Raw genomic sequence first — 21,350 nt, forward strand, 5'->3', positions numbered from 1 at the left:
CAACTCAACGCTCTAGACCAGCACCAGATTGTCCCGGTGCACCATTTCGGTGCGCGTGTCCGCGCCCAGAAGCGCCCGCACCGCATCGCTTTTCTTGCCTTTGACCAGATCGGCCGCCGCCCGGTCGAGCCCGGCCAGCCCGCGCGCGATCTCGCGCCCGTCCGGCCCGAGGATCGCCACCGGATCGCCCCGCTCGAAACGCCCGGAGACCTCGGTCACCCCGATGGGCAGCAGCGAGCGGCCCTCCAGAAGCGCCCTGGCGGCCCCCGCATCGATCACCATGCGCCCCTCGATCTCGAGCGTGCCCAGGATCCAGCGCTTGCGCGCCGCCGTCGTCCCCTGCGCCGGGGCGAACAGCGTATGGCGCGCGCCCGTCTCCAGCGCTGCGATCGGATGCGCGCCCGTGCCCTTGGCGATCAGCATCGCGGTGCCCGCCTTGGTGGCGATCTTGCCCGCCTCGATCTTGGTGGTCATGCCCCCGCGTGAAAGATGGCTGGCCGCCCCGCCCGCCATCGCCTCGATCGCCGGGGTGATCTCCTCGACCAGCCCCACATGGCGCGCGTCCGGGTCCCGGGCCGGGGGCGCGGTATAGAGCCCGTCGATATCCGAGAGCAGGATCAGGGCATCGGCTTCGATCATCGTGGCCACCCGCGCGGAGAGCCGGTCATTGTCCCCATAGCGGATTTCGCTGGTGGCCACCGAATCGTTCTCGTTGATGATCGGGATCGCCCCCAGCCCCAGTAGCGTCGCGATCGTCGTGCGCGCATTGAGGAAATAGCGCCGCTCTTCGGTGATGTTGGGGGTCAGAAGGATCTGCCCGGTCACCAGCCCGTGGGCGCCCAGATGGCTGGCCCAGGCCTGGCTGAGCGCGATCTGGCCCGCACTCGCCGCCGCCTGGCTCTTTTCCAGCGGCAGCGACACGCCCTTGAGCCCGAGGAGCCGCCGCCCGAGCGCGATGGCGCCCGAGGAGACGATCACCACATCGACCCCGCGCGCCTTGAGCGCCGCGATGTCCTTGGCCAGCGCAGCCAGCCACTCATCGCGCAGCGTGCCGCTCTCCTGGTCGACCAGGAGGGCCGATCCGATCTTGACCGTCAGCCGGCGATAGCCGGCCAGCGCGTTGGTGCTCACGGGTTGCGCCAGCATCAGGGGGTCCAGCCCTCGGATTTGCCGGGCGCATCGGGCGTGGTTGCGGGGCGCTCGGCGCCCGAGGACCGTGCCTGGTTTTCCCGGTCATGGTCGAGCGCGGCGATGATGCCATAGAGCACCGTGTCCACATTCTCCCCGCTGGCGCCCGAAATGGTCAGCACCTCGCCGCCCGAAGCCGCCGCCAGCGCGGCAACCCGCTCGGCCCGCGTGTCCTCATCGAGCGCGTCGGCCTTGTTGAGCGCCACGATCTCTTCCTTGCCCGCGAGCCCGCCGCCATAGGCGTCCAGCTCCCCGCGCACCGTGCGATAGGCGCCCGCGACATCCTCCTGGGTGCCATCGACCAGATGGACCAGCACCGCGCAGCGCTCCACATGTCCTAAGAACCGGTCGCCCAGCCCCGCGCCCTCGGATGCGCCCTCGATCAGCCCGGGAATGTCGGCCAGAACGAAGTCGCGCCCCGACACCTTGACCACGCCCAGCCCGGGGTGGAGCGTGGTGAAGGGATAATCGGCGATCTTGGGCCGCGCGGCGGAAACCGCCGAAAGAAAGGTCGATTTGCCGGCATTGGGCAGGCCCACGAGCCCCGCATCGGCGATCAGTTTCAGCCGCAGCCAGAGCCATTTCTCCTCGCCCTCGAGCCCGGGATTGGCCCGGCGCGGCGCCTGGTTGGTCGAGGATTTGAAATGGGCGTTGCCGAACCCGCCATTGCCCCCGCGCAACAGCACGTGGCGTTGGCCCACTTGCGTGAAATCGGCAATCAGGGTCTCGTTGTCGTCCTCGAACACCTGGGTGCCCACCGGCACCTTGAGCACCGCGTCGTCCCCATCCGCACCGGTGCGGTTGGACCCCATGCCGTGCTGGCCGGTGCCGGCCTTGAAATGCTGCTGGTAGCGATAGTCGATCAGGGTGTTGAGCCCGTCCACGCACTCGATCACCACGTCCCCGCCCCGGCCGCCATTGCCGCCATTGGGGCCGCCGAACTCCACGAACTTCTCGCGCCGGAACGCGATGGCGCCCGCTCCGCCATTGCCGGCACGGACATAGACCTTGGCCTGGTCGAGAAATTTCATAACCCTGTCCGCCTCTTGGAGCGCTTCGAGGAAAAGTGGAAACACTTTTCCGGTTCGCAAGCGCGAAAAATCAAAAACTTGGAGTTCCTGTTCTGATTCAATCGCAACAGGATATGCTCTCAGCGTCTTGCCCCGGGGCCGGGCCGATCCGGCACGGCCCGGGGTTGGATAAAAACTCGTTTCGCTCTCCCTGTCGCGGGGAAGCGTCTTGTTATGGCGCCGGTGTCTGGCCGTCCTGCGCCGCGATGGCTGCAAAAAACGCCCCGCGCGTCACTTCGGTCTCGATATGCTCGATCTCGGCGTGCTGGGCAAGGCAGATGCGGGTGCCGATCCCCGTCGTCACGAACCCGAGCTTGTTCTGGATGGCGAGCGAGGCGCCATTGAAATGAAACACCCCCGAGATCAGCCGGTTGGACCCCGAACTGGCGAAATACCAGGCGATCGTCGCCCGCACCGCCTCGCTCATATAGCCCTGCCCCCAATAGGGCTGGCCCAGCCAGTACCCGATCTCGGCGAACTGGCCTTCCCTGTGGGTGCCGCAGAACCCGATCAGCCCCGCCCGCTTTTCGCAGATCGCAAAGGTCACCGCCTCCGGGCTCCATTCCCGCTTCTGGCGCAACAGCCAGTCGAGCGCCATGTTCATGGTGTAGGGATAGGGCACCCGCGCCAGATTCTTGGTCACCTCGTAATTGTTCAAAAGCGAGGCGATCCGCGGCGCATCGCGCAGTCGCGGGCGCCGCAGCACCAGCCGCTGGGTGCGGATTTCCGGCTGGCCCACCATCAGCCCCGCCTCTCGCCTTCGCGCCGGGCGCCGGTCCCACAACCGATAGCTATCGGCGCGCGCAGCACCGGCCGGTCGGGTTCGATCCGGTCGGGCAGCGCGGTGCTGGTCGTGCTGAACATCATCGATGACATCGCTCAATGCAAAAAGGGGAGCCGGTCCGGGCTCCCCTTTGAGACTATCGGTTAGAACCGCCGGGGAAAAGTCCGCCGGCAGATCTCGGGCCGGCCTATTCGGCAGCCTCGAGTGGTGCGACCGAGACGAAGCTCTTGCCGCCCGACTTGGTCTGGAACGTCACCTTGCCATCCACGAGCGCGAAGATGGTGTGGTCCTTGCCCAGGCCCACATTGGAGCCGGGATACCACTTGGTGCCGCGCTGACGCACGATGATGTTTCCGGCCACGACGGCTTCGCCGCCGAACTTCTTGACGCCGAGGCGCCGACCGGCTGTATCGCGACCGTTGCGGGACGAGCCGCCTGCTTTTTTATGTGCCATGGTTCTTCGATCCTCTCACAAATCCTGGGGCGAAGCCCGAATTACTGGTCTGCCTTGGCGCGCGGGGGCTTGCCGGCGATCAGATCCTTGGCCTGACCGATCCAGTCGTCGCGCTCGATCCGGCCCTTGAAGCTTAGCTCCTCGTCGATGCGCGCGATGTCCTCTGCGGTCCACTCGGCGATCTGGGTCAGGCTGGTGACCCCGAGACCCGCAAGCTTCTTTTCCAGCGCCGGTCCGACGCCGCCGATCAGCTTGACGTCGTCCTTGAAGTCGGCGGCAGGGGCTGCATCGGCGGCCTTGTCGGCCTTGGGAGCGGCATCAGCCTTGTCGGCCTTGGGGGCCTCGGTCTTTGCAGCTTCCGTCTTGGCAGCCTTTTTGGGCGCAGCCTTCTTGCCCGAGGGCTTGGCGCCGTCGGTCAGGATTTCGGTGATGCGCACCAGCGTCAGTTCCTGACGGTGGCCGTTCTTGCGGCGATAGCCCTGGCGACGCTTCTTTTTGAAGACGATCACCTTTTTGTCGCGGAACTGCTCGACGACTTCGCCGGCAACGCTCGCGCCCGCAACGAGCGGCGCGCCGAGCGAGAAATCGCCCTCATTGCCGACCATCAGCACGTTCTCGAAGGTGATCGCATCACCGGCATCGCCGGCGATCTTTTCGATCCTGACCAGATCGTTGGCAGCAACCTTGTACTGCTTGCCACCGGTCTTGATGACTGCAAACATATCCATTCGCCGGGGTTTTGGCCCGGTTCCCTGTTCTTCGCGCACCCTCGGCGCCGCGGCATGGCCCAGTTCTTGACCCGCGGACTTTTCTGGTGTGCCGTCGTCTTTCCGGGTAACCGGGGCGACGCGGCGGGCAGCCTGTGGCAGCGCATTTTACAAATGCTCAAATGCGCACAGGCAGGGCCCATGCGCAACTCGGAGGCGCTTATCGGGTCAAATGGCCCAAGAGTCAAGGGTTGCGTCAAGGGTCCGGTCAAAAGCCCCGGGCCCTCCCGCCCGTCTCACCCGGGTCTTTTCCGGGTCTGGGGGCGGCCCACCATCGCCCCGCCTCTCCCTCGCTGCCCCGGGCCTGACCCGGGGCCAGCAGCCTCTCTGTCCCCACCATCGCCAGCAGCCGGGCCTTCTCTCTCCACCCCGCCCGCACACGCGCTATACTTGGACACTCCACCGGCCGTCGCGCGCCCGCACGAGACCGACGTGCCCCTTACGCCGCGTCACTTATCCCCGCGAACCGCAGCCCATCCCCGGATTTCCGCCACTTTTGCCCGCTTTTACCCGCCCGCCCGGGCCCGATCACCACGCCGATCAACGCCATATCGCCGCGCGCAAGCCCGATCAGACGCCTCTTGGCTGCAGATCACGGCGTGATCTGGCCCTGCCAGCGCGCCCGCGCCGTCTCGCGCGCCCACCGCGCTTCGGCCCTGAATTTTTCGCTCCTGTGGTGCGCCGACCAGTGCGCGAACGTCCAGTCCGCAGCCTCGGGCCCGATCGGCGGCGTCGGCATATAGACCTGCGCCGAGCCCCCGTATTCTGGCTCCAACCCTATGATTTCACGGCGATATCCCGGGCCTTCATAAAGATCGAGCACCACGAGATCGAAGGCGTCGAGCCCCATCACCAACAGCCCCTCGGCCACCGCCCCCGGCGCCACCACCAGCCCCGGATAGGTCGCCCCCGGATAATAGACGACACGAAAACCCGTGAAAACACAGGGGTTTACCCCCACATCCCGCCCGATCACCGCCCCGCGCACCCCATCTTCGCGCAGCGTGCCATAGACCAGAAGAGGCAGGGGTTCAGCAGGGCTCATAAACCCCATCCTAACAGTATGATCCCGAGCCCTCAAACAGGTGTTGCGAGAGCCCATCCCCCTGTGCCATAAGGCGCCCACCTCAAGACCACCTACTGCGATACGGAGAGGTGCCGGAGTGGTCGAACGGGGCGGTCTCGAAAACCGTTGAGCGCGCAAGCGTTCCGAGGGTTCGAATCCCTCCCTCTCCGCCACTTGCCCGTGCATCGCGTTGATTTTGTTGAATTTTATCGACCGACGCGCAGCAAGTCCCACACTTTACCCCACATAACGAGTCGGCTGTATCGAGCTCGTGCTGTTCCCCATTGGCCGGCTGCTGTGCTCCCATCCCTGCAAGAGGACCGGGATGGAGCCGCTTGCGGACCGACCGGCTTTGGCGAGGTTAGCGGAAAGCGGACATTCCGTAATCGCCGCCGTTGCTGTCATTGACCAACTTTCAGTAGCGTCCTAGAAGCCGACAACAGCAGAAGAAGATTTATGCGCAGAGGCTTGCAATCCTGACCATACATGGCGGTTTCACCCGGCACCATGGCATGGTCGCCGGACCTCTTTGCATATTTATTCTTCGGAGTTCTCATGAAGAACCATGACGTTGTAGTCCGGTCCTATGCGCCGGAAACAGATCTGAAAAAGCTGTCGCGCATCTGGCTCGATGCCTCGCTACTGGCCCACCATTTTATCGGGGAAAATCGCTTGCATGAGCAGCGAACGCTCATTGAAGATCAATATCTGCCTAACGCCGAGACGTGGGTGGCATGCCTGGGCGAACAACCCTCGGGGTTCATCAGCCTGCTCGACACTTTCATCGGGGGAATTTTTGTTTCTCCAGATCGGCAAGGGCTTGGCATCGGACGTCTGCTTATCTCTCACGCTCTTCTCTTAACCGCAAAGGGGAGCCGGAGCTTGAGGTCTACACCGAAAACCGGCAGGCAGTGGCTTTCTACATTGGGCTCGGATTCCAAGAGCTGTCACGCCGTCCGAACGATGATGATGGCAACGCTTTCGAAAATGCGCGCCTGCGCCTGATCGGCTAGAAGTTTGTCGAGCGGCTTTCTCACCGCCCGACCGACTTTGGTCCTTTGCCAAGCCGCAAGCTAAGCCTCTGCTTACGACCCCTTTGCGGCTCTTCGGTATACCGGCGTTGTCGCCCGAAACTTGTCGTTCGTTCGATTCCTATAATGGGCTGGGTAGAGCCGCTTCTAGGCCACTCGACTTGGATCTGCCAATGAGAGGTAGACCGTTTCGGAGCGTGTTCTTATCAAGCGCCTATCTATCCTCAAGAGTGCTGCGCCTCTGGATCTGATACTGCTTGATCCGAGACGTCACTGTCCGGTGCAGAACGATCTTGGCCTTGCCAAACGTGCGGTGGCACAGGCATGCGATAGTGGCGGCAGGCCGTGAGGAGGATTGGGGTCAGCCGAAGTCGAACAGCGCTTACTCGCTCATGCAGAGGATGCTCGCTCATTACGCGATTAAGGAGATCAAAGACGGCTTCGAGCGACTCATTAAGTGGCAGACCAGGTACCGATAACCCGTGATCTCGATCGCCATCCCAGAAAACTTCATCCGTTCGATCGTCCGGAATCCAAATTTGGTGGGTCATGTGCGGAGCGTGATTCAGCAACGCGCTTCGCAAACGCTCTGCGCGTTCCTGGTCTCCGATCATCGCAAGCCAAGCGAGAACAAAGGTGTAAAGAATTCCCGCGCGCGTATGCTCTTCGAAGTATGCGTCGCTGCGGTCTCGGGGATGGGCGAGAACGTCTCGATAGTCTGTCGCCGGCGTCGGATAGTGCTGCCGCATCCTCAGTCCGTTGCACAGGTGATCGGACATGGCACGGATGTAGTCGGCGACGTTCGAAAGACGTCCGCGCACATCTGCGAGACGCATGAACAGAGCCAGTTCGATCGCAAAGTCATCACGAACAGGGACGGCAAGCGCCGGGTTAGCGTTCAGCATCCCGATCGCTATGTTGAGTACCTTATCTGCGCCTTCACCCATCGCCTGCGCGAATGCCTCGTCGTGCCCGTCACTGATGGCGTCCAACCATAGTCCGTGGAGAGACAGCCTGCCCAGCGTTTCGAACAACGCAATGTTGATATCGACTGCATTCCGTGAATTTACGGCCATTGAAAGCGCGTAGCGCTGGTCGGCGAACGGCCCAATCTTCTCGACGAGAAGCAGGCGAGCGATAATGAAGTGAAGATTCAAGACCTGGTTGAGATGAGCCAGCCTCTCCTGTTGCGTCGGACCCTTGCGCAGACGGCCACTATCGCAGTGCTGCCAGCTGCGTAGCAGCACTAGCTCAGATGCTTGATACGCTGCCTCAAGGTTATCGGCGTCGCGAGCCCATACAAAGAGTATCCAAAGGCACAGATAGGCCTTGCGCAACTGGCGTGTGCGCTCCGTCTGGTTCTTGGGCTCAGTGAAGATGGCATTGAGCAAAAGTCCGAAATGCCGATAAGCTACGTCGGGTTGGTCAAGCATCGCTAGCGCCTTCTGAAACACCCCCCGGTTCTCGCTCTCAACCAACTCTGCACGTAGCATGCCGCTGAGTATCTGGTCCGCGAGGCGATTGCCGTTCCACTCGGCGAAGTGAACGTTGGCTTTTTCGTTCGACCGGCAGAAGCCGCTCCACTGGGCGCGAATGTCCTCGCGCATCTCGCCGCCCATGCAGACACAAATGACGACGGGCAGATCCATCAGGTGGGGTGGGATGCGGTTCGGGATATAATCATCAAGAACCTCGTTAAGCGACGGCCGCACAGCCTGCTGACCAGTATCCCAATGCTCTCGCGTCAAATCACCCGATTTTATCGTGAACAGGAAAAGGCTTCGAGCGCCATCCCGATCAGGATCGGGGCCGATTGCAGCGACGTCGACACCGGCTTGCCGGGTGCCGCGCCGCGGACGGGTTAGAACTTCGAACCCACTTTCAGCCAGAAGATCGGGCAAAATAGCGTCAAGTTCGTCGCGTTCGCGCAGCGAGCGCAAATAGTGCGTAACAACAAGTTTCATCGCTGTCCTCGCTGCTCTAGTTTGAGGCGTAAGAGCATATGGTCAAGGCCGACCGGGTCCACGATGTTGAGGAGGGGTATTTCCGATGAGATCGAGAACGATTTCATCTTTGTCTCGGTCAGGTGGGTGGTGCCCTCACCGGTAGTGATCGGCGTCAGTGATGAGCGACCGTACAGGATGTACTGTTTTGTGACGAGATCGTCCAAGACGGATTTCCGTCGCCCCTGCTCCAAACCTCGTTCCATCTCCTCGTTCCACCTCACACGCTCCGCCTCGCGATGACTTTCGCTGGGCCGCAGTTCGACCAAGCGTTCAATGCCCTCCATCGCATCCTGAAGTGCGGTCTTGCGTGCGAGAAGTTCAGAAATGCCCGAGCCGATCGCTTCGCCTTCTGCGAAGTAGCGCTCAAGGTACTTCTTCAGCTTACCGCCATAGCTCAGAAGGAGGGGATCGTAGATCAGATCGAGGACGTCATTCGCGATTTCCGGAGATCCACCGCGGAGTACCGCTAGCGGTATGGCAACCGCGGTCAGCGGATCGATGAAGAACCATCCGACTGCCTTGCGGCAGAGGAAAAGTTGGTCCGAGGGGGCCGGCGGAAGAGACGCCGTAGGGATCGAGAATGGAGGATCATCGATCCCAATGCCGCAGATTTGGCTAGCCACGCAACTACGAGTGTGCGTACCCCCGTTGAGCAGCCAGTACACAACCGCTTTACCCAGCCCGTCAGCGTCTGCTAGCTTCAGCGCATGGTAAGTGCTCTGGAACGCGTCGAACGTAATCCGGCCCTTTGAACGATCGAACATCTCACCAAGTAGGCGCACTACATCCTCAGCGCGCCCGGCGGCTACGAGCTGGTATGTAGCATGGTCAATGTGCGAGATCGTGCCAGTGTTATCTGGGTCAACGTCGGCAAGGGCATCGAGGCACAGGTCTATGGCGTCCTCTGTGAGGCCCTCTTGGTGAAGCCACAGAAGGTTCGCTGCCATGTGAATCGCGAAAGGACGCCGCGTCTGAAGGGCCCGTTCGAGTTCTTCGTCGAAACCGGCTGGGGCGGATGCTTTTCGCTGTGCAGCAGCGCGGTAGCCAGATTCGAGAGACCGGAGCGCGGTGTCTTCATCTTCGCTGGCCGCTCCTTGGAGCAGCGTGTCGAGGACCTCACTGTAGCGTTCACCCAACTCTATGGCACCCAAAGCCGAGATGGCTGCAAGCTTCGGCTCCCGTTCGTCAGCTCGCGCGAACATGAGGGCTTGCTCAGCATCAGCGTTCATTCGAAGAACGGTGAACAGTTGACGCAGAGCGAGTTTTTCGCCTGTACGTGCAGCTTCGTAGACCTTCGAAGGCCTTGTTGGATCCTTCTTCGTCCATTCCCCAAAAGCTTCACTAGGGGCACCGGCAGCCAGATCGCTGCCGCCTTTATCGACCAAGCGCAAGACGAACGCGAGCAGGACGCCCTGATCTACGTTTAGAAGGGGTATGAGATCGCACAGAACGTGCTGGACGAGAAAGAAGTGTGGCCCCTCCAGCTCCGCCAGCGCTTCTTTGATATGGAGGTCAATCGATGGCGCGTCAGTGGCGTTCATTATGGTCGCCAACGCCTCGACCAGCGCAGAATGGTTATCATTCAGACGCCGATACCCCCGATCTGCAACGGTACGAACCAAGCCGCGCGTCCGAAGCTGCGTAGCCAATTCCATCTCGTCTATCGGTGTCCCTTCGGTCGCCATCGATCTACCCATTGAATCCATTGTTCCCGAAAGAGTTTACAAGATTCGCAGAGTCGATGAAGTTGGTGCGCGCGCCTGAAGTCTATTTCGCCGCCTCAGTCAGCGAGGCTGTTGGACATATCCGCTTCCGGATGACGACATGGAAGGACCGCGATGAAAACTAAAATCGCGACGTTCTGCAGTCTCGCTGACGATGGCCGTGTGGCGGAAATAGGAGTTCATTGTTGTCGAGGTGCTGCGGGCACCTGAATGGCCGATTTCCTTATGCCGCCGCCCAAAAGCAGTCAGGCAGGAAACCACCCCCATGTCGGACATCCGGGATTTCGTCACCGCAGCAACGGCGCAATCGGGGCCGTCTGTGGTCTGACGGTTCAGGATGTAATCGGCGATGGCCGCCATTTCTGATACGTTAACCCGCTTTGACCCCTTGCCCCATAACTCAGATCCTGAGATGCATTTGCCGAAGCGCTTCTGCAGGAGGAGCAGGTTTTGGAAGTTCCCGGCATGCCAACACCAAAATGAGCCAAGCGGACGACCTCTTTCGCGATCGGGTCAGGGAGCGCGATCTCGACAACTTTCTGGTTGAGGAGCTCTCCGCGTCCCCGGCCTTTCTTACATGGATGGTGTCGAAGGTTGGGAACTCCTTCTCAGCGCCGATGAACCAGAATGTGCTGCTGCAGAAATCGCCGCCACGCGAGAAGGATCGTCGCCAGACCGACGTGCGGATCGGCTGGTTTGACGATGATCAGAAGCTCATTGCCTGCGTCCTGATCGAAAGCAAGGTCACGGCCAATTTCCAGGCCGGGCAAGCGCAGGCCTATGCTGCGGAACTGGCGGCTTTGCGCGAGCGCCTCGGGAGAAAAGCGGCCAGTGCGCTCCTCGTCGCGCCGGTCGCCAGGCTGGCAACCCTCACACACGATGGTTCTTTCGACGGCGAGGTGGCGATCGAGCACATCATTGACTTCCTCGATGAGCGCGTCGGCAGGTCTGAAAACGCAGAGATTTCGCTCCGCCTGAAAGCACGGATCCAGCTCCTCGAAGCGCTGTGCGGGAAACGTGCGTCGACGGCGTGGATCGGAACCACGATCCCTGAGAAGCGGGATTTTGCCGAAGCCTACGCTGCGCTCGCGTCCGAGATATTGCCGGAGCTAACTGTTCGGCCCTCATCCGACGGCCCCAAGGCAATCACCCGTATTTTTGAGGGGCTCGTGATTGACGGGCTGCCGTCGCCGACCTTGCGACACGAGTTCGGCGCCGGAACCGGCTGGAAGTACGCGAACGTCTTGTTCCGCGGAATCGAAGACCGTCTGCCAAGGTTGCGATCGAGTGGTCTGTTCGAGGGCACTCCTTATTTGGTAGAGGAGGCCGGGAAGTCGGTCGCTATAAGGGTCCGGACCCCTGCCATTGATCCGATGCGGCCGTTCCTTGATGAGCGTGAGGCGGTCGAGCGGGGTTTGCTGGTCATACGCGACCTCATCGAGTGGCTCCGCTCGAAATCAACGGAGCTTGCTGACCTATTGGAAATCGAGACGACCACGATCACCCCCGCGCCAAGTCTCCCCAGCGAAACGGCATTCGCCGCGGAGTTGATGGACACATACCGGCAATGTGAGCGCCTGGGATACAAGCCGACCGGCATGCTGCAGATGATGCAAGAGCACGGCGCCATTAACACAGCCCGTCGGCTGCTCGTCTCTCCGCCCTCCGATGGCTTCAACCGGCTCGCGCTTATGGGAAGGCTTGATCTCGCCATCGAGTCGATAGTGCAGCGGGATCCATGGAGGCAATTGTTCACCAAGGAAGAACTGCGTCGCGCCAAAAATCGGCTGAAGTGAGAATACGCCCCCGACAACATCTAAGTTATAGCATTCAATCGAGTTCTTGTTGAGCTTGCTCCAGCGCATATGGGGCCGATTCCGAAATTACCGCTTCTGGCTAGATGGCGAACCAGGTTGACATCGCCAGTTAAAAGATAACGGTTTCGACCCGTGACCAGACTGCTAGTTGCGCGACGGTCGGGGTCCTCGATAGATCGAACGAGCCCTTAGAGCGATTTTCCGCCCCTCGGGCGAGATCGCGAACTCCGCAAGGACATTCCCGGCTGAGTAGAAGCCAATTGTCTACTTCGACATGTCAGGGGTGGTTCAAACCAAGATTGTTGTGAATATTCGACAAAAGTTCGACATCGTTTCTGTTCAGCCCTTTCTCCTTCGTCCCCTCATGCGCCCAATTATTCCGTAACGTACTGAAGAGCGAGATCCATTTTAACTTGTCCGTCTTGCTGTTGAATCCATGCCCCACATCCATCGAGAAGTGCTGTTCAAACGATTCCGCATTGGGGTTGTTGTCTGGCTTTCTCGTCCAGTACTTCTCGATAATTGTCTTGTAGTCTTTGATGAAAAACTGATCCGTCCAAGGGATCTCCTGACGTCCCAGTCCCTCCTTGTAGTTCTTCTCCATCTGCTCTTTAGCGCGCGTATCGCATTCACGCTGGATCGCGCCAATCTCGATATCCCAGTTCTCACCGAACAGCGCCTTCAATTGGTCAATGATGAAACGCTTCATGTGTCGTTCGATCTGAGTGCCAAGTTCTCTTCCCTCATTCTGGAGAGCCTTGTCCTGCCGCTCCTTCCAGTCCTGGAGCTCAGGCGGATTGTAATCAGCAAACTCACCATGGATGTATCCCTGGAAGAACCTCAGCCATGTGGTTTCCGCGCCACTGCCCAATTTCCCCGTCAGAATCTCCGCGTCTTCCGGCGTCATCGATTTCAACGTCTTGAAAAGTACAAGGAGGTACTTTTCAATGGCTTGCATCCGCTGATCGGTGTTCGACTTTATTGAAAACGAGCCTTGAGAGGCTTCGAACGCGTGGAGATCGCCAATAAGAGATATGAACGCAAAGCTACCCCTGTTCGAAAGAACATAGGTATTTAGCACCTCCTGATCCTTCCCAAAGGACTCTTCCGCGAGTTCGTAGCAGGCGTTGATGAAGCTGACAGCGCGGTCGCGCGCTTTCTTCATCTCGTCCCCATGCTCTACATTTTTGGTATCATACAATGATGAAGCGGTGGTTCCTTCCACGAACTTGTTGCCCCTAGCTTCCGGCAGCAACTTACACTTGAGCAAGGCGTCCGCGAACGGCTTTGCCTGGAGCGCAGCCCGGTCTTCACCGAGAGAAATCTTGTTGTAAAGCGGACCTGACGGATCGCCGCCCAATGCGCGGATCACAGAAGAGCGAAGCGCCTTAAGCCGGGAATCCAGACGACTGGCATTCCAGTACAGATCTTCCTCCAAGGTGATCCTAAGGGTAGGGCTTACCGCCTTCTGATTTTCGTTGATCTGCATGAAGAGTTCGAGCTGATCGCCTGGATCGAGGTTCTTGAAGGCCACGACCGGGATCGTGTTGCTTGCCTTGAATTTTGAGTTTGCGTACCCATAGACGCGGTGCTGGCCGTCGATGATATAGGCGATCGCGAACGCGTTCGGAATCTTAAGCACGCCTGTCCGGGACGCTGAATGCTTCGATCGCGACTGACCTTGGAATTCGAGCTTCGCGTCGCGCTCGTTGAAGTTCAGAATGGCCGAATTGGGAAAGTACCCTCCGCCGTCTATGAACTTGGTGATCCCCTTGAGCCGCGACGGCATAAGGAGACGTTGATAGGTTGGCATCTCCGCTTCATTCGCCCGGGTGCGGTGGAGGACGAACCCGATCTTCAACAGCGTTTGTGGCTCCAGCGAGAACATGTAATATGTCTTGTTACCCATCGTGCCTTCGATAGCTGGGACTTCGATCTTCTCCTTGTTGATGGCTTGACCCTTCATTATCAGTCCCAGGAACTGATAATGAGCGGCATCCCGATAAGTTTTAAGGAGACTTTCGAGGTATTCGAACGTGTTGTCGTTGTAATAAAATCCACCAGATTCAACGAGCCTCTGTATATCGGCAGAATCCCGGCTTAGCCGAATATTTCTCGTCGCGAATATGTATTTTATCCTGCGGCCCGGGCCGAATGTCTGATCAACTGCCTTTCGATATCCATCGAGACGTAATCGAAGTGCCTCAAATTCGGTCTTATATGAAGGCGCTCTCGCCGACACTTCGCTGGATTTACATTCGACGAGCAACACGGTGTCGTTGTCGATCGCGACAATGTCGATCTGCTTCTTGTCCGACGACTCCTGACCGAAGGGCAGGCAGAAATTCTCGTCGATATTAAGCGTACGATAACCAAGACGATAAAGCTGGCACCAAACATCATCCTCGAACTGAACATGGTGGCTCTTCGGTTTGCGGAGCCGCGTCTTGGTCTTGAGAGGCGCGCCATATTCTTCCCAGCCCTCCTCGAGCAAACCTTCGACCAGGTTGTGTTCGACATTGCGAGAATGGAACTTGGAAGATTTGGCAACATAGATCTTGCCGAGCTGCGACTTATCACTACTGATTTTGTTACGAAGCGCGACCGCCTCGGCAGGATCGATAAATGACACGACACGCCCCCCAAAAAAAATCCACCCAGACCTTGAGAAGTCAGAAAACGAACAACGCTTCGGTAGTTGCGCGCCTCGAATTCACTGAACCCGATATGACCGACGGACGAGAAACTACTGTAGGCGCACCAAGTTTACCGTAAAGCTCGTGAATGCTCTCATGGTCTGCGTTTGTCAGGACGACCTGAGCACCCCGCTGTTTTGCGCTACAAACGGCTTCCATCAGTCTTTTCTGATCATCCCAGGTGAAGATCTTCTGATTATACTTGACGAAGCCATTACAGTTATGAGCTGTCGTATAGGGAGGGTCCAAGAATACCAGATCGCCCTCCATCGCCTCGGCAACTGCAGGTTCAAAGTCGCCGGCCCGCAGATCGGCGCGAGACAGCATCTCGCTGGCCTTCTCGAAATCATCGTCGAGAAGCGTAACCTGAGTCTTTGTTCCCAAGGGAACGTTGAACTGCCCCTTGAGATTCTCGCGGTAGAGGCCATTGAAGCAGGTTCGGTTCAGATAAAGAAATTGCGCTGCGCGGAGATGCGGGCTCGAATGCTGCCGACCTCTCTCCTCATAATAGAACTCTTTCGAGTGCCTCTCTTGAAATTCGGCAAGGGTCGATTGCACCAAGCGCCATTCGTCGCGAATGGATCGGTAGGTAGCGATCAACCGTTCATTGACGTCGGACAAAATCGCGTCTGGTGGTGCTAGATGAAAGAATATCGCGCCACCGCCCAAGAACGGTTCAATATATCGTCCGGAGAATTTGGGAAGGCCGAAACTCGGATCGTTCAGAAGCCATCGCTTGCCGCCGGCCCACTTGATGAATGGCTTCAAACCAATGTTCTCCCGTCTCTGATCCAAGCGCCTTTTAATGTCTTAGCTGGCAGGCTCTGCATGTGGCAACCGGTGGAATAGACAATATGATCCTTTTAACAAATACTGCCTCACACAGTCAGAAGGGCCTCTTTGAAGCCGCCCCAGCAATTGGCTGAATCTGATTGCAGTTTTCATTTGCGGTTCGCCTGACGGCAACAATGGGCGCGCATAGCTGACACAATGGCAGGCCCAAAGGTTGAGCAGAGCGTCACGAACTCGAGGGCCCGACTATCCGATATATCTGCATGCGCGAGCATCCTACTTCCTGGGCGATGGCGGTGGGCGTGAGGCCTTGGTCCCGGAGAGCGAGAACGCGGTCTCGGTCAATGCGGCGCTTGCCGCCCTTGTACCTGCCGCTCCGCTTCGCGCGCTCAATTCCTTCGCGCTGACGCTCCTTGATGAACCGGCGCTCCATCTGCGCAACCATCCCCAACACGGTGATGACCACGTGACCCATCTCTCCACGTGTTGAGATGTGCGGATCGAGGATGGTGACGAATGCACCCTTCTGCTCGACGTCGTATATGAGATTGAGGACATCACGCGTATCGCGGCCCAACCGATCCAGCCTGGTCACCATCAGCTCGTCGTCAGGGCGCAGGAACTCGATGATGGTCGCCAGTTCAGCTCGGCCGGTTCTTGAAGCGCCGGACACCTTCTCCGACCGGACGATGTCGCAGCCTTCGGCCTTGAGCCGTGTGGTTTGGACTTCGAGATCCTGATCAATCGTGCTGACGCGGGCGTAACCGATACGGGCCATGTGTAACCTCAGGGTTTAGGCCCAAGGCTAGCCTGTCACAAATAGTCGCCGTCAACCCAGATGTTACGCCCTGCGCCTGGGCGGAGTTACGTCACCCGAGGGTATACCCCAATGTGACTGCTATTGCTCGGCGACGCTTAGGGCGTCCGCTATGCGCCCTCAAAATACCATTGCGGCAGCGTTTTCGGTTTCCCGTTAACTGCCATTCCAGTAGCGGTCGATCTCTGTCGTTTTTGGGTGGTTTTCTGGCCGGGACGTTGACGACATCCTTATCAGCGAAGGGCTTGCTCGATCTTGGCCCAACGGCGACAAGTTCTGGTGCTGAGCCTCTTTCATTGTCGGGTCACTGGCTCTTTCTTTTCAAGAACAGGTCGTTGAACACCCGGTCGGCACCCCACGCTTGAGCTGACGTAAAAGCTAGCTGGCGCAGCTCATCGCTTTCGAGGGGCTGCTGGCCTGGCTTGTATCCCAGATCGTGGTTGGCCTCTGACCAGGCGTGCTGAAACAGCGTTTTGATCTGAAGCTCGAAACAGAACGGGACGAGCTTCAGATCAAAGGCGGGATCGATGAGATCCTGCTGAAGCATCAAGACATGATGATTGCCGAAATAGCCAAACTCCCACTCGTTTTCTGGAAGCATGTCCTTAGATTCGATGGCGTGGAAATAACGCTGCACTTCGTCCGAAATCCGGTGGACGTCGTCCTTGTAGAACGTGATGATCCGCGCTCCGATCTGATCCTGAATCTGGTGCAGCGGGTCGTCGTATTTCTGCTTGCCTTCGTTCGTGAGTGCACTGGCTTTGCCAACAAACCGATCAACAGACTTGGGCCTTGTCGAGATGCGATCGATCCTGGGCTGACCCCAAAAAAGATCTTGAAGAAGTGCCTCAAGTTTTTCGGCGATCGGGAACAGCGTGGTGTCGTATCGAGCGCGATAGTCGGCTTCGACAGTCATCTACCCTTCTCCAGCTTCTCGCTCACCACGGCGCCAACGGTGCTGAACTCCGTCTTCTCGCCGCCGTTTACAGGCTTGTGCTCAAACACCTTGTCGAAAGAAGCTGCGTCAGCGGTGAGCATAGCGCCGTTATCGAGCTCAACGGTTCGGTAGGGCAGCTGCTTGGTGAATTCCTCGGTATCGAACTGAAAGTTGTCGTTCGCGAGATCGGCGCGATCGAGCTGCTTGACGACTGCAGCCTTGGCATCCTCGGCAAAGCCGAAGCGATTGCAGAATTCCTCAACGCTCATCGTCTCTTTACCAAGACCGCTCGCCAGAGTGGCGGCAGCGGTGATTTGGCGTTTGGTTTCCAAATCGTCGGTTGCCTTGATTGCCTTTTTAAGCGCTATCGCGAGGCGCCGAGTGCCAAAGGCTGGGCTGGTCATGAAGTCGGACAGCAGGAAGTCCTTCACCCAGTAATCTGATGATTCCAAGTCTTGGCTGTTGATCTGCTTATCGACAGCCATTCCGCTCCAAAAGCCGCCTTGGAAAGACTGGTGCTTGTAGACGACTGCCTTATACGAGTTAGCGTTCTTCATGAAGACGCGGTCAATGAACTCGACCGTCAGCATATCGGCGCCCTCGTTCACTACCACGCCATTGTTGGCGCGAAAACGAGAGAGAACCACCTTGTGGTCGTTACCTTCCTTGCCCTTGATCAGGAAGAGCAGGCCCAAGCCGGAGCGCCTAGTTGTGACCAAGCCTAGCTGCTCTGCAAGCGAGCGCCCAAGGTCCACGCCTGGCGAGGCGGCATAGGCGGTCAGCATGTCACGCCGCGCATTGGCTTGCGCGCCGTCATTCCCCTTATTGAAAGCAATACCGATGTTGCACTCCGTGTCGGCCTTTTCATAGACGCTCTTCATAAGTGCGAACATGTCGCCTTCGTGAGGCACCAAACTACCGACGACGGCTGCCGGCTCAGCGACCCCTTTGTTCGGGTAGATCAAATACGTGTGAATGCTTTCGATCGGCACATCGCCCTCCCAGCTGGTCAACAGAGATCTGTTTAGCAGAGTCACGAAATTTGCGAAGTCCGAGCGAAATACAGGCCAGGCACCGGTACAAAAGAGCACGACCCTGATCGTCCTAGCGGCGTTCGAGAGAGGCGAGGACGGCGAGCTGAGGCCCGCCTGCGAAACTCAGCAGATGCTAAGCGAGCACAGCGCGATTCAGGGGGCCAAGCTGATGTCGAAGGGGTACGCCGGCGTCATCGCATGGAAGAGGCCAGCACGACCGGACGAGGGGGAATTCGGAGAACCGGAAGTACCCTGGCAGTTAGGGGATGTGCCAGATCTCGAATAGATCGATGGAGCGTCATCCTATGGACGTGCTAATGCCCAGCCAAAGGAGTACCCATGAGCAAGCAAGTTAATAAGCTGGTCGAAGTTTTAGCCAAGGCCGAGTATGCGGTAGGGATGACCAATCAGGCCAAGGACTCCGTTCATCACCCCGGAGGTCTTTGGTACCACGCGATCGGCATGTTCAATGCCTTCTACTCGATCAATGAAGAGATCAAGATCCGTCTGAAAAATGGCGGTGATCTTGAGCTGAAGGGAGCGGTCGAAGACTGGTGGAAAGCCAACGAAGCGACGGTCAAAGGTTTCTTCGGTAGCGCTCGCAATGTGGCCACCCATCAGGGCGCTATTCAGTGCGAGTACTTCACCTGGTGGGAAATTGATCATTGGAACGACACCGAGCACCCGTTCCGTAGTGCCAAGGTCACAGTCGATAACTCAAGCATCCAAGAGATGCCCGCGGTCGATTTTCTGGCGCTGTGCAGTAAAGCGCTGACGTTCATGCGGGACGGCATCATCTCGATCAATGCCGACTACAAGGCTAGAGGCGGGACAAAACACGCCTTGCCAGAACCGGAGGACATCAACGCGATGTTCAAGGGCTTCGAGCTCTAACCAAGCAAAAGGGGCTGCCGAAGCGACCCCTAATTCTCCCACTGCCGGTGCGCCGATACCCCGGATTCGACGAGGGCCTGCCGGTGTGTTGGCCAGTATGGATTCAGTGGATCATGCCGACAGCAAAAGGCGATCTCGCGGGCAGTGCCCGTGAAAAATATTGCCAGGTCGCTGACACAGATCAACATTCAATTTGTCCACAGGCGGTTGCGGCATGCGATCATTGATTCTCTGCCTGTCGCCCCAGTGCGCTGTCGCCCTGGTGCAGGCCGATATGGAAATCCCACAATGGAAGACAAACCATAGCTTGCAAGGCAGTCGATGGTGCCGGCAGCAGGGGTTGAACCCGCGACCACTGATTGCAAAGAACAGGCGCTTCAGACCAGGAACGAATGCTCGCCCATAAGGTACAGGGGAAAAATCTAAGTCCCTAACGCCGAAGGTGGTTAGACCGACACCGACGGCGTTTCGTTCCGAGCCGCCAGTCCCCTTCCGGCCCAGATGAGCCACTGGCGGATCTCTCCACGCAATGAATGCATTTCCATAATGCGTTTGCCAATAGCTGCCTGACCGCTACCGGCCCTAATTCAGCCGTCCGGCATGCGCGAGCGGCGGGAGCTGCCCAACTTCTCTGAAGGCCTAGTTCTTCTTGACCAGCCCGCGCTCCCACATCTCGGCTTCAACCAACGGGAGCCAGAGCGTGTCGATGAGGTCGGGGTGGTTGAGGGTGTTGAAATTGTCCAGCAACTGCTCATCGGTCATCAGCTTGACGCGGGTGACGCGATCTTCCTGAGACATGCCTTCAAGAGGTGCATCGCCGATGTGGCCGATGCCCTCCCGCCGATTGCCGTCTTTTGCCATCTGCCCTAGCTTTCCTCCTAGCACCCCGCCATCAGGCCTATGCCGCTCTCCCCGCCAGGATACGCAATAGGCACGATGTGCTAGTTACATATTCCGCCCGCCTTTTCATCCCCTCCAAATGTATACAAAGGACCGCAACACGCCCCGTCAGGCGTGCGCGTGACTGGCCGCTTCGATGACGTCGAGGATCATGCTCGCGTCGACCGGCTTACGCAGAACGCGCAGATTTCTGACCGTCGAATGGATCCCGTCAAAGGTGGTTCGATCGTCTGCATCCAGCAGGCCAATCGTCAGCGTCTCGGGGAACTGCATTGAGATGCGGAACGCCAGCGCACGAACGGTCTCTTCGTGGGAAAGGTTGATGATCACCACGTCGGCCGGTTGCTCGGCGAACTCGTACCAGAAGCGCCTAGGCCGGAAGCACTGGCGCGTGGAGTAGCCTTCGAGCACCAACAGCCTGGCCAGCGCGTTGCAGAAACAGAAGTCGTACTCGAGAAATTGAGCAGACCGTTGTTCAGCCTGTCCCCGCCCGGAACTTTCGGTCGATAAATTATGGATGGCTGCAGAGGTTGAACCCGTCTTTGGCATGCTTTCCCCCAATCGCGAATCTGCCCCCATAGCACTACTCGCGTTGTCACAAAGCCTAGAATGTTAGGGAAATGCCGTAAAGGTTGACCACAAGGTCAAATCGGGAAAATGCCTGCAATTGAAAGCATTCAATCACGAATAAGTGAATTCCACGATGAGAAAAGTTCTCGCCCGAGGCCCGACTTTCTCGAATGAAGCCACCACTTCACGTTTGAGCTAAGTAGTCTTGCGTATGGGGCGCGTCTATTTCTCATGATAAATCGAGGGCCGAACGAAAGGCTCTGGCCTCATGGCTGCAATCTCACTCACCATCGAAGCGGCGGACCCCGCGTCCGGCCTGGTTACGCTTGGCGACGGGAGCTTCCGCGCCATCACCGCGCTTTACGATGCGTCGGGACGCGCAACCCTGGACTCTGAAGATGCCGTTGCCTGCTCGGTCGAACTGGACGACGGCGCGTATGGGCTCCTGCTCCTCGAGGACTACAGGCCAAAGTGCTTGAATTGACGCTGCTGCGCAGTGCCGGGCACAGGAGGTGCGCAGCGCGTCCTGGCCGAGGTCTGGCCCCTACCCCACATCCTGGATGAACGTCAGAACGTCCCTCTCGAAGCTACGCAGCACGGCATAGGGGATCGAGATCCGAAACTCGCCGGCCGACTCATCAAAGATCGAGAAGCGAAAGCCCAGGGCCAGCATGGCGCGCGCCTCCTCGGCCGTCAGCTCCGGCCATACATCGTCGCGGCCAGCAAGCTCGATCGTGAAGCGCACCTCGGTCGGTTCCGGTCTCGTCTGGCCCATCTTGCCCTCCGCGTTGCCCTCGTTCTAT

General features: G+C 58.7%; 21 protein-coding genes and 1 tRNA gene. 5 read left to right on the plus strand and 17 right to left on the minus strand.

Annotated features, from left to right (window positions below):
- Positions 1-12: 12 nt before the first annotated feature.
- The 6 genes from proB to EO136_RS09830 all read right to left on the minus strand — a co-directional run bounded on the left by proB (position 13) and on the right by EO136_RS09830 (position 5,308).
- Positions 13-1,146, minus strand: a complete 1,134-nt coding sequence (gene proB, locus EO136_RS09805) for a glutamate 5-kinase (protein WP_127144258.1) — start codon at positions 1,144-1,146, stop codon at positions 13-15.
- The gene (gene obgE, locus EO136_RS09810; RefSeq protein ID WP_127144259.1) at positions 1,146-2,219 is read right to left on the minus strand and encodes a GTPase ObgE; all 1,074 of its coding nucleotides are present in this window, start codon (positions 2,217-2,219) and stop codon (positions 1,146-1,148) included. The genes proB and obgE overlap by 1 nt, the downstream gene beginning before the upstream one ends.
- Before the next feature lie 211 nt (positions 2,220-2,430).
- Complete coding sequence (locus EO136_RS09815) at positions 2,431-3,000, minus strand: GNAT family N-acetyltransferase (RefSeq protein WP_127144260.1); 570 nt, start codon at positions 2,998-3,000, stop codon at positions 2,431-2,433.
- Positions 3,001-3,229: 229 nt separating this feature from the next.
- Positions 3,230-3,496: a 50S ribosomal protein L27 gene (gene rpmA / locus EO136_RS09820; protein WP_127144261.1), complete on the minus strand. Its 267-nt coding sequence runs from the start codon at positions 3,494-3,496 to the stop codon at positions 3,230-3,232.
- Positions 3,497-3,537: 41 nt separating this feature from the next.
- A complete protein-coding gene (locus tag EO136_RS09825; protein WP_127144294.1) occupies positions 3,538-4,218 on the minus strand; it encodes a 50S ribosomal protein L21 in 681 nt (226 codons plus the stop codon).
- Between the two features lie 637 nt (positions 4,219-4,855).
- Entirely contained in the window at positions 4,856-5,308 is a 453-nt protein-coding gene (locus EO136_RS09830) for a gamma-glutamylcyclotransferase family protein (RefSeq protein WP_164730520.1), read from the minus strand.
- Between the two features lie 104 nt (positions 5,309-5,412).
- Between EO136_RS09830 and EO136_RS09835 the strand changes: the two genes are divergently transcribed.
- Positions 5,413-5,502, plus strand: a tRNA-Ser gene (locus tag EO136_RS09835).
- Positions 5,503-5,884: 382 nt separating this feature from the next.
- On the plus strand, positions 5,885-6,334 hold the full coding sequence (locus EO136_RS09840) for a GNAT family N-acetyltransferase (protein WP_342773410.1): 450 nt from the start codon (positions 5,885-5,887) through the stop codon (positions 6,332-6,334).
- Positions 6,335-6,584: 250 nt separating this feature from the next.
- Here EO136_RS09840 and EO136_RS09845 read toward each other — a convergent pair whose 3' ends face one another.
- The 3 genes from EO136_RS09845 to EO136_RS09855 form a co-directional block, all read right to left on the minus strand.
- Entirely contained in the window at positions 6,585-8,324 is a 1,740-nt protein-coding gene (locus EO136_RS09845) for a hypothetical protein (RefSeq protein ID WP_127144263.1), read from the minus strand.
- The gene (locus EO136_RS09850) at positions 8,321-10,051 is read right to left on the minus strand and encodes a hypothetical protein (protein WP_127144264.1); all 1,731 of its coding nucleotides are present in this window, start codon (positions 10,049-10,051) and stop codon (positions 8,321-8,323) included. Before EO136_RS09850 ends, EO136_RS09845 begins: the two co-directional genes overlap by 4 nt.
- A 99-nt stretch (positions 10,052-10,150) precedes the next feature.
- Complete coding sequence (locus EO136_RS09855; protein WP_127144265.1) at positions 10,151-10,450, minus strand: hypothetical protein; 300 nt, start codon at positions 10,448-10,450, stop codon at positions 10,151-10,153.
- A gap of 119 nt (positions 10,451-10,569) precedes the next feature.
- Between EO136_RS09855 and EO136_RS09860 the strand changes: the two genes are divergently transcribed.
- Complete coding sequence (locus EO136_RS09860) at positions 10,570-11,886, plus strand: hypothetical protein (protein WP_127144266.1); 1,317 nt, start codon at positions 10,570-10,572, stop codon at positions 11,884-11,886.
- A 298-nt stretch (positions 11,887-12,184) separates the two neighbouring features.
- Here the strand turns inward: EO136_RS09860 and EO136_RS09865 are convergent, their stop codons facing one another.
- The 5 genes from EO136_RS09865 to EO136_RS09885 all read right to left on the minus strand — a co-directional run bounded on the left by EO136_RS09865 (position 12,185) and on the right by EO136_RS09885 (position 18,162).
- Positions 12,185-14,539, minus strand: a complete 2,355-nt coding sequence (locus EO136_RS09865; RefSeq protein ID WP_127144267.1) for a DGQHR domain-containing protein — start codon at positions 14,537-14,539, stop codon at positions 12,185-12,187.
- A gap of 40 nt (positions 14,540-14,579) precedes the next feature.
- Entirely contained in the window at positions 14,580-15,371 is a 792-nt protein-coding gene (locus EO136_RS09870; RefSeq protein WP_127144268.1) for a DNA adenine methylase, read from the minus strand.
- A gap of 250 nt (positions 15,372-15,621) precedes the next feature.
- Positions 15,622-16,173 carry a recombinase family protein gene (locus EO136_RS09875; protein ID WP_127144269.1) on the minus strand — a complete coding sequence of 184 codons (552 nt, stop codon included), beginning with the start codon at positions 16,171-16,173 and terminating at the stop codon, positions 15,622-15,624.
- A gap of 343 nt (positions 16,174-16,516) precedes the next feature.
- Complete coding sequence (locus tag EO136_RS09880) at positions 16,517-17,128, minus strand: GTP pyrophosphokinase (RefSeq protein ID WP_127144270.1); 612 nt, start codon at positions 17,126-17,128, stop codon at positions 16,517-16,519.
- Positions 17,125-18,162, minus strand: coding sequence for a hypothetical protein (locus EO136_RS09885; RefSeq protein WP_164730521.1), 1,038 nt, complete (start codon positions 18,160-18,162; stop codon positions 17,125-17,127). The genes EO136_RS09880 and EO136_RS09885 overlap by 4 nt, the downstream gene beginning before the upstream one ends.
- 360 nt (positions 18,163-18,522) lie before the next feature.
- Between EO136_RS09885 and EO136_RS09895 the strand changes: the two genes are divergently transcribed.
- On the plus strand, positions 18,523-19,077 hold the full coding sequence (locus EO136_RS09895) for a hypothetical protein (RefSeq protein ID WP_127144272.1): 555 nt from the start codon (positions 18,523-18,525) through the stop codon (positions 19,075-19,077).
- 639 nt (positions 19,078-19,716) lie between these two features.
- On the opposite strand, the gene EO136_RS09900 is transcribed toward EO136_RS09895, so the two are convergent.
- On the minus strand, positions 19,717-19,938 hold the full coding sequence (locus EO136_RS09900) for a hypothetical protein (RefSeq protein WP_127144273.1): 222 nt from the start codon (positions 19,936-19,938) through the stop codon (positions 19,717-19,719).
- Positions 19,939-20,085: 147 nt separating this feature from the next.
- On the minus strand, positions 20,086-20,526 hold the full coding sequence (locus EO136_RS09905) for a hypothetical protein (protein WP_127144274.1): 441 nt from the start codon (positions 20,524-20,526) through the stop codon (positions 20,086-20,088).
- 289 nt (positions 20,527-20,815) lie between these two features.
- Here EO136_RS09905 and EO136_RS09910 point away from each other — a divergent pair, with 289 nt between their 5' ends.
- Positions 20,816-21,031, plus strand: coding sequence for a hypothetical protein (locus EO136_RS09910; protein WP_127144275.1), 216 nt, complete (start codon positions 20,816-20,818; stop codon positions 21,029-21,031).
- Positions 21,032-21,091: 60 nt separating this feature from the next.
- Here the strand turns inward: EO136_RS09910 and EO136_RS09915 are convergent, their stop codons facing one another.
- Positions 21,092-21,322 carry a hypothetical protein gene (locus EO136_RS09915; protein ID WP_127144276.1) on the minus strand — a complete coding sequence of 77 codons (231 nt, stop codon included), beginning with the start codon at positions 21,320-21,322 and terminating at the stop codon, positions 21,092-21,094.
- Positions 21,323-21,350 lie beyond the last annotated feature (28 nt).

Origin of the sequence: Pelagibacterium montanilacus (assembly GCF_003992665.1) — a bacterium.
In the GTDB taxonomy this organism is placed as follows: Bacteria; Pseudomonadota; Alphaproteobacteria; order Rhizobiales; family Devosiaceae; genus Pelagibacterium; species Pelagibacterium montanilacus.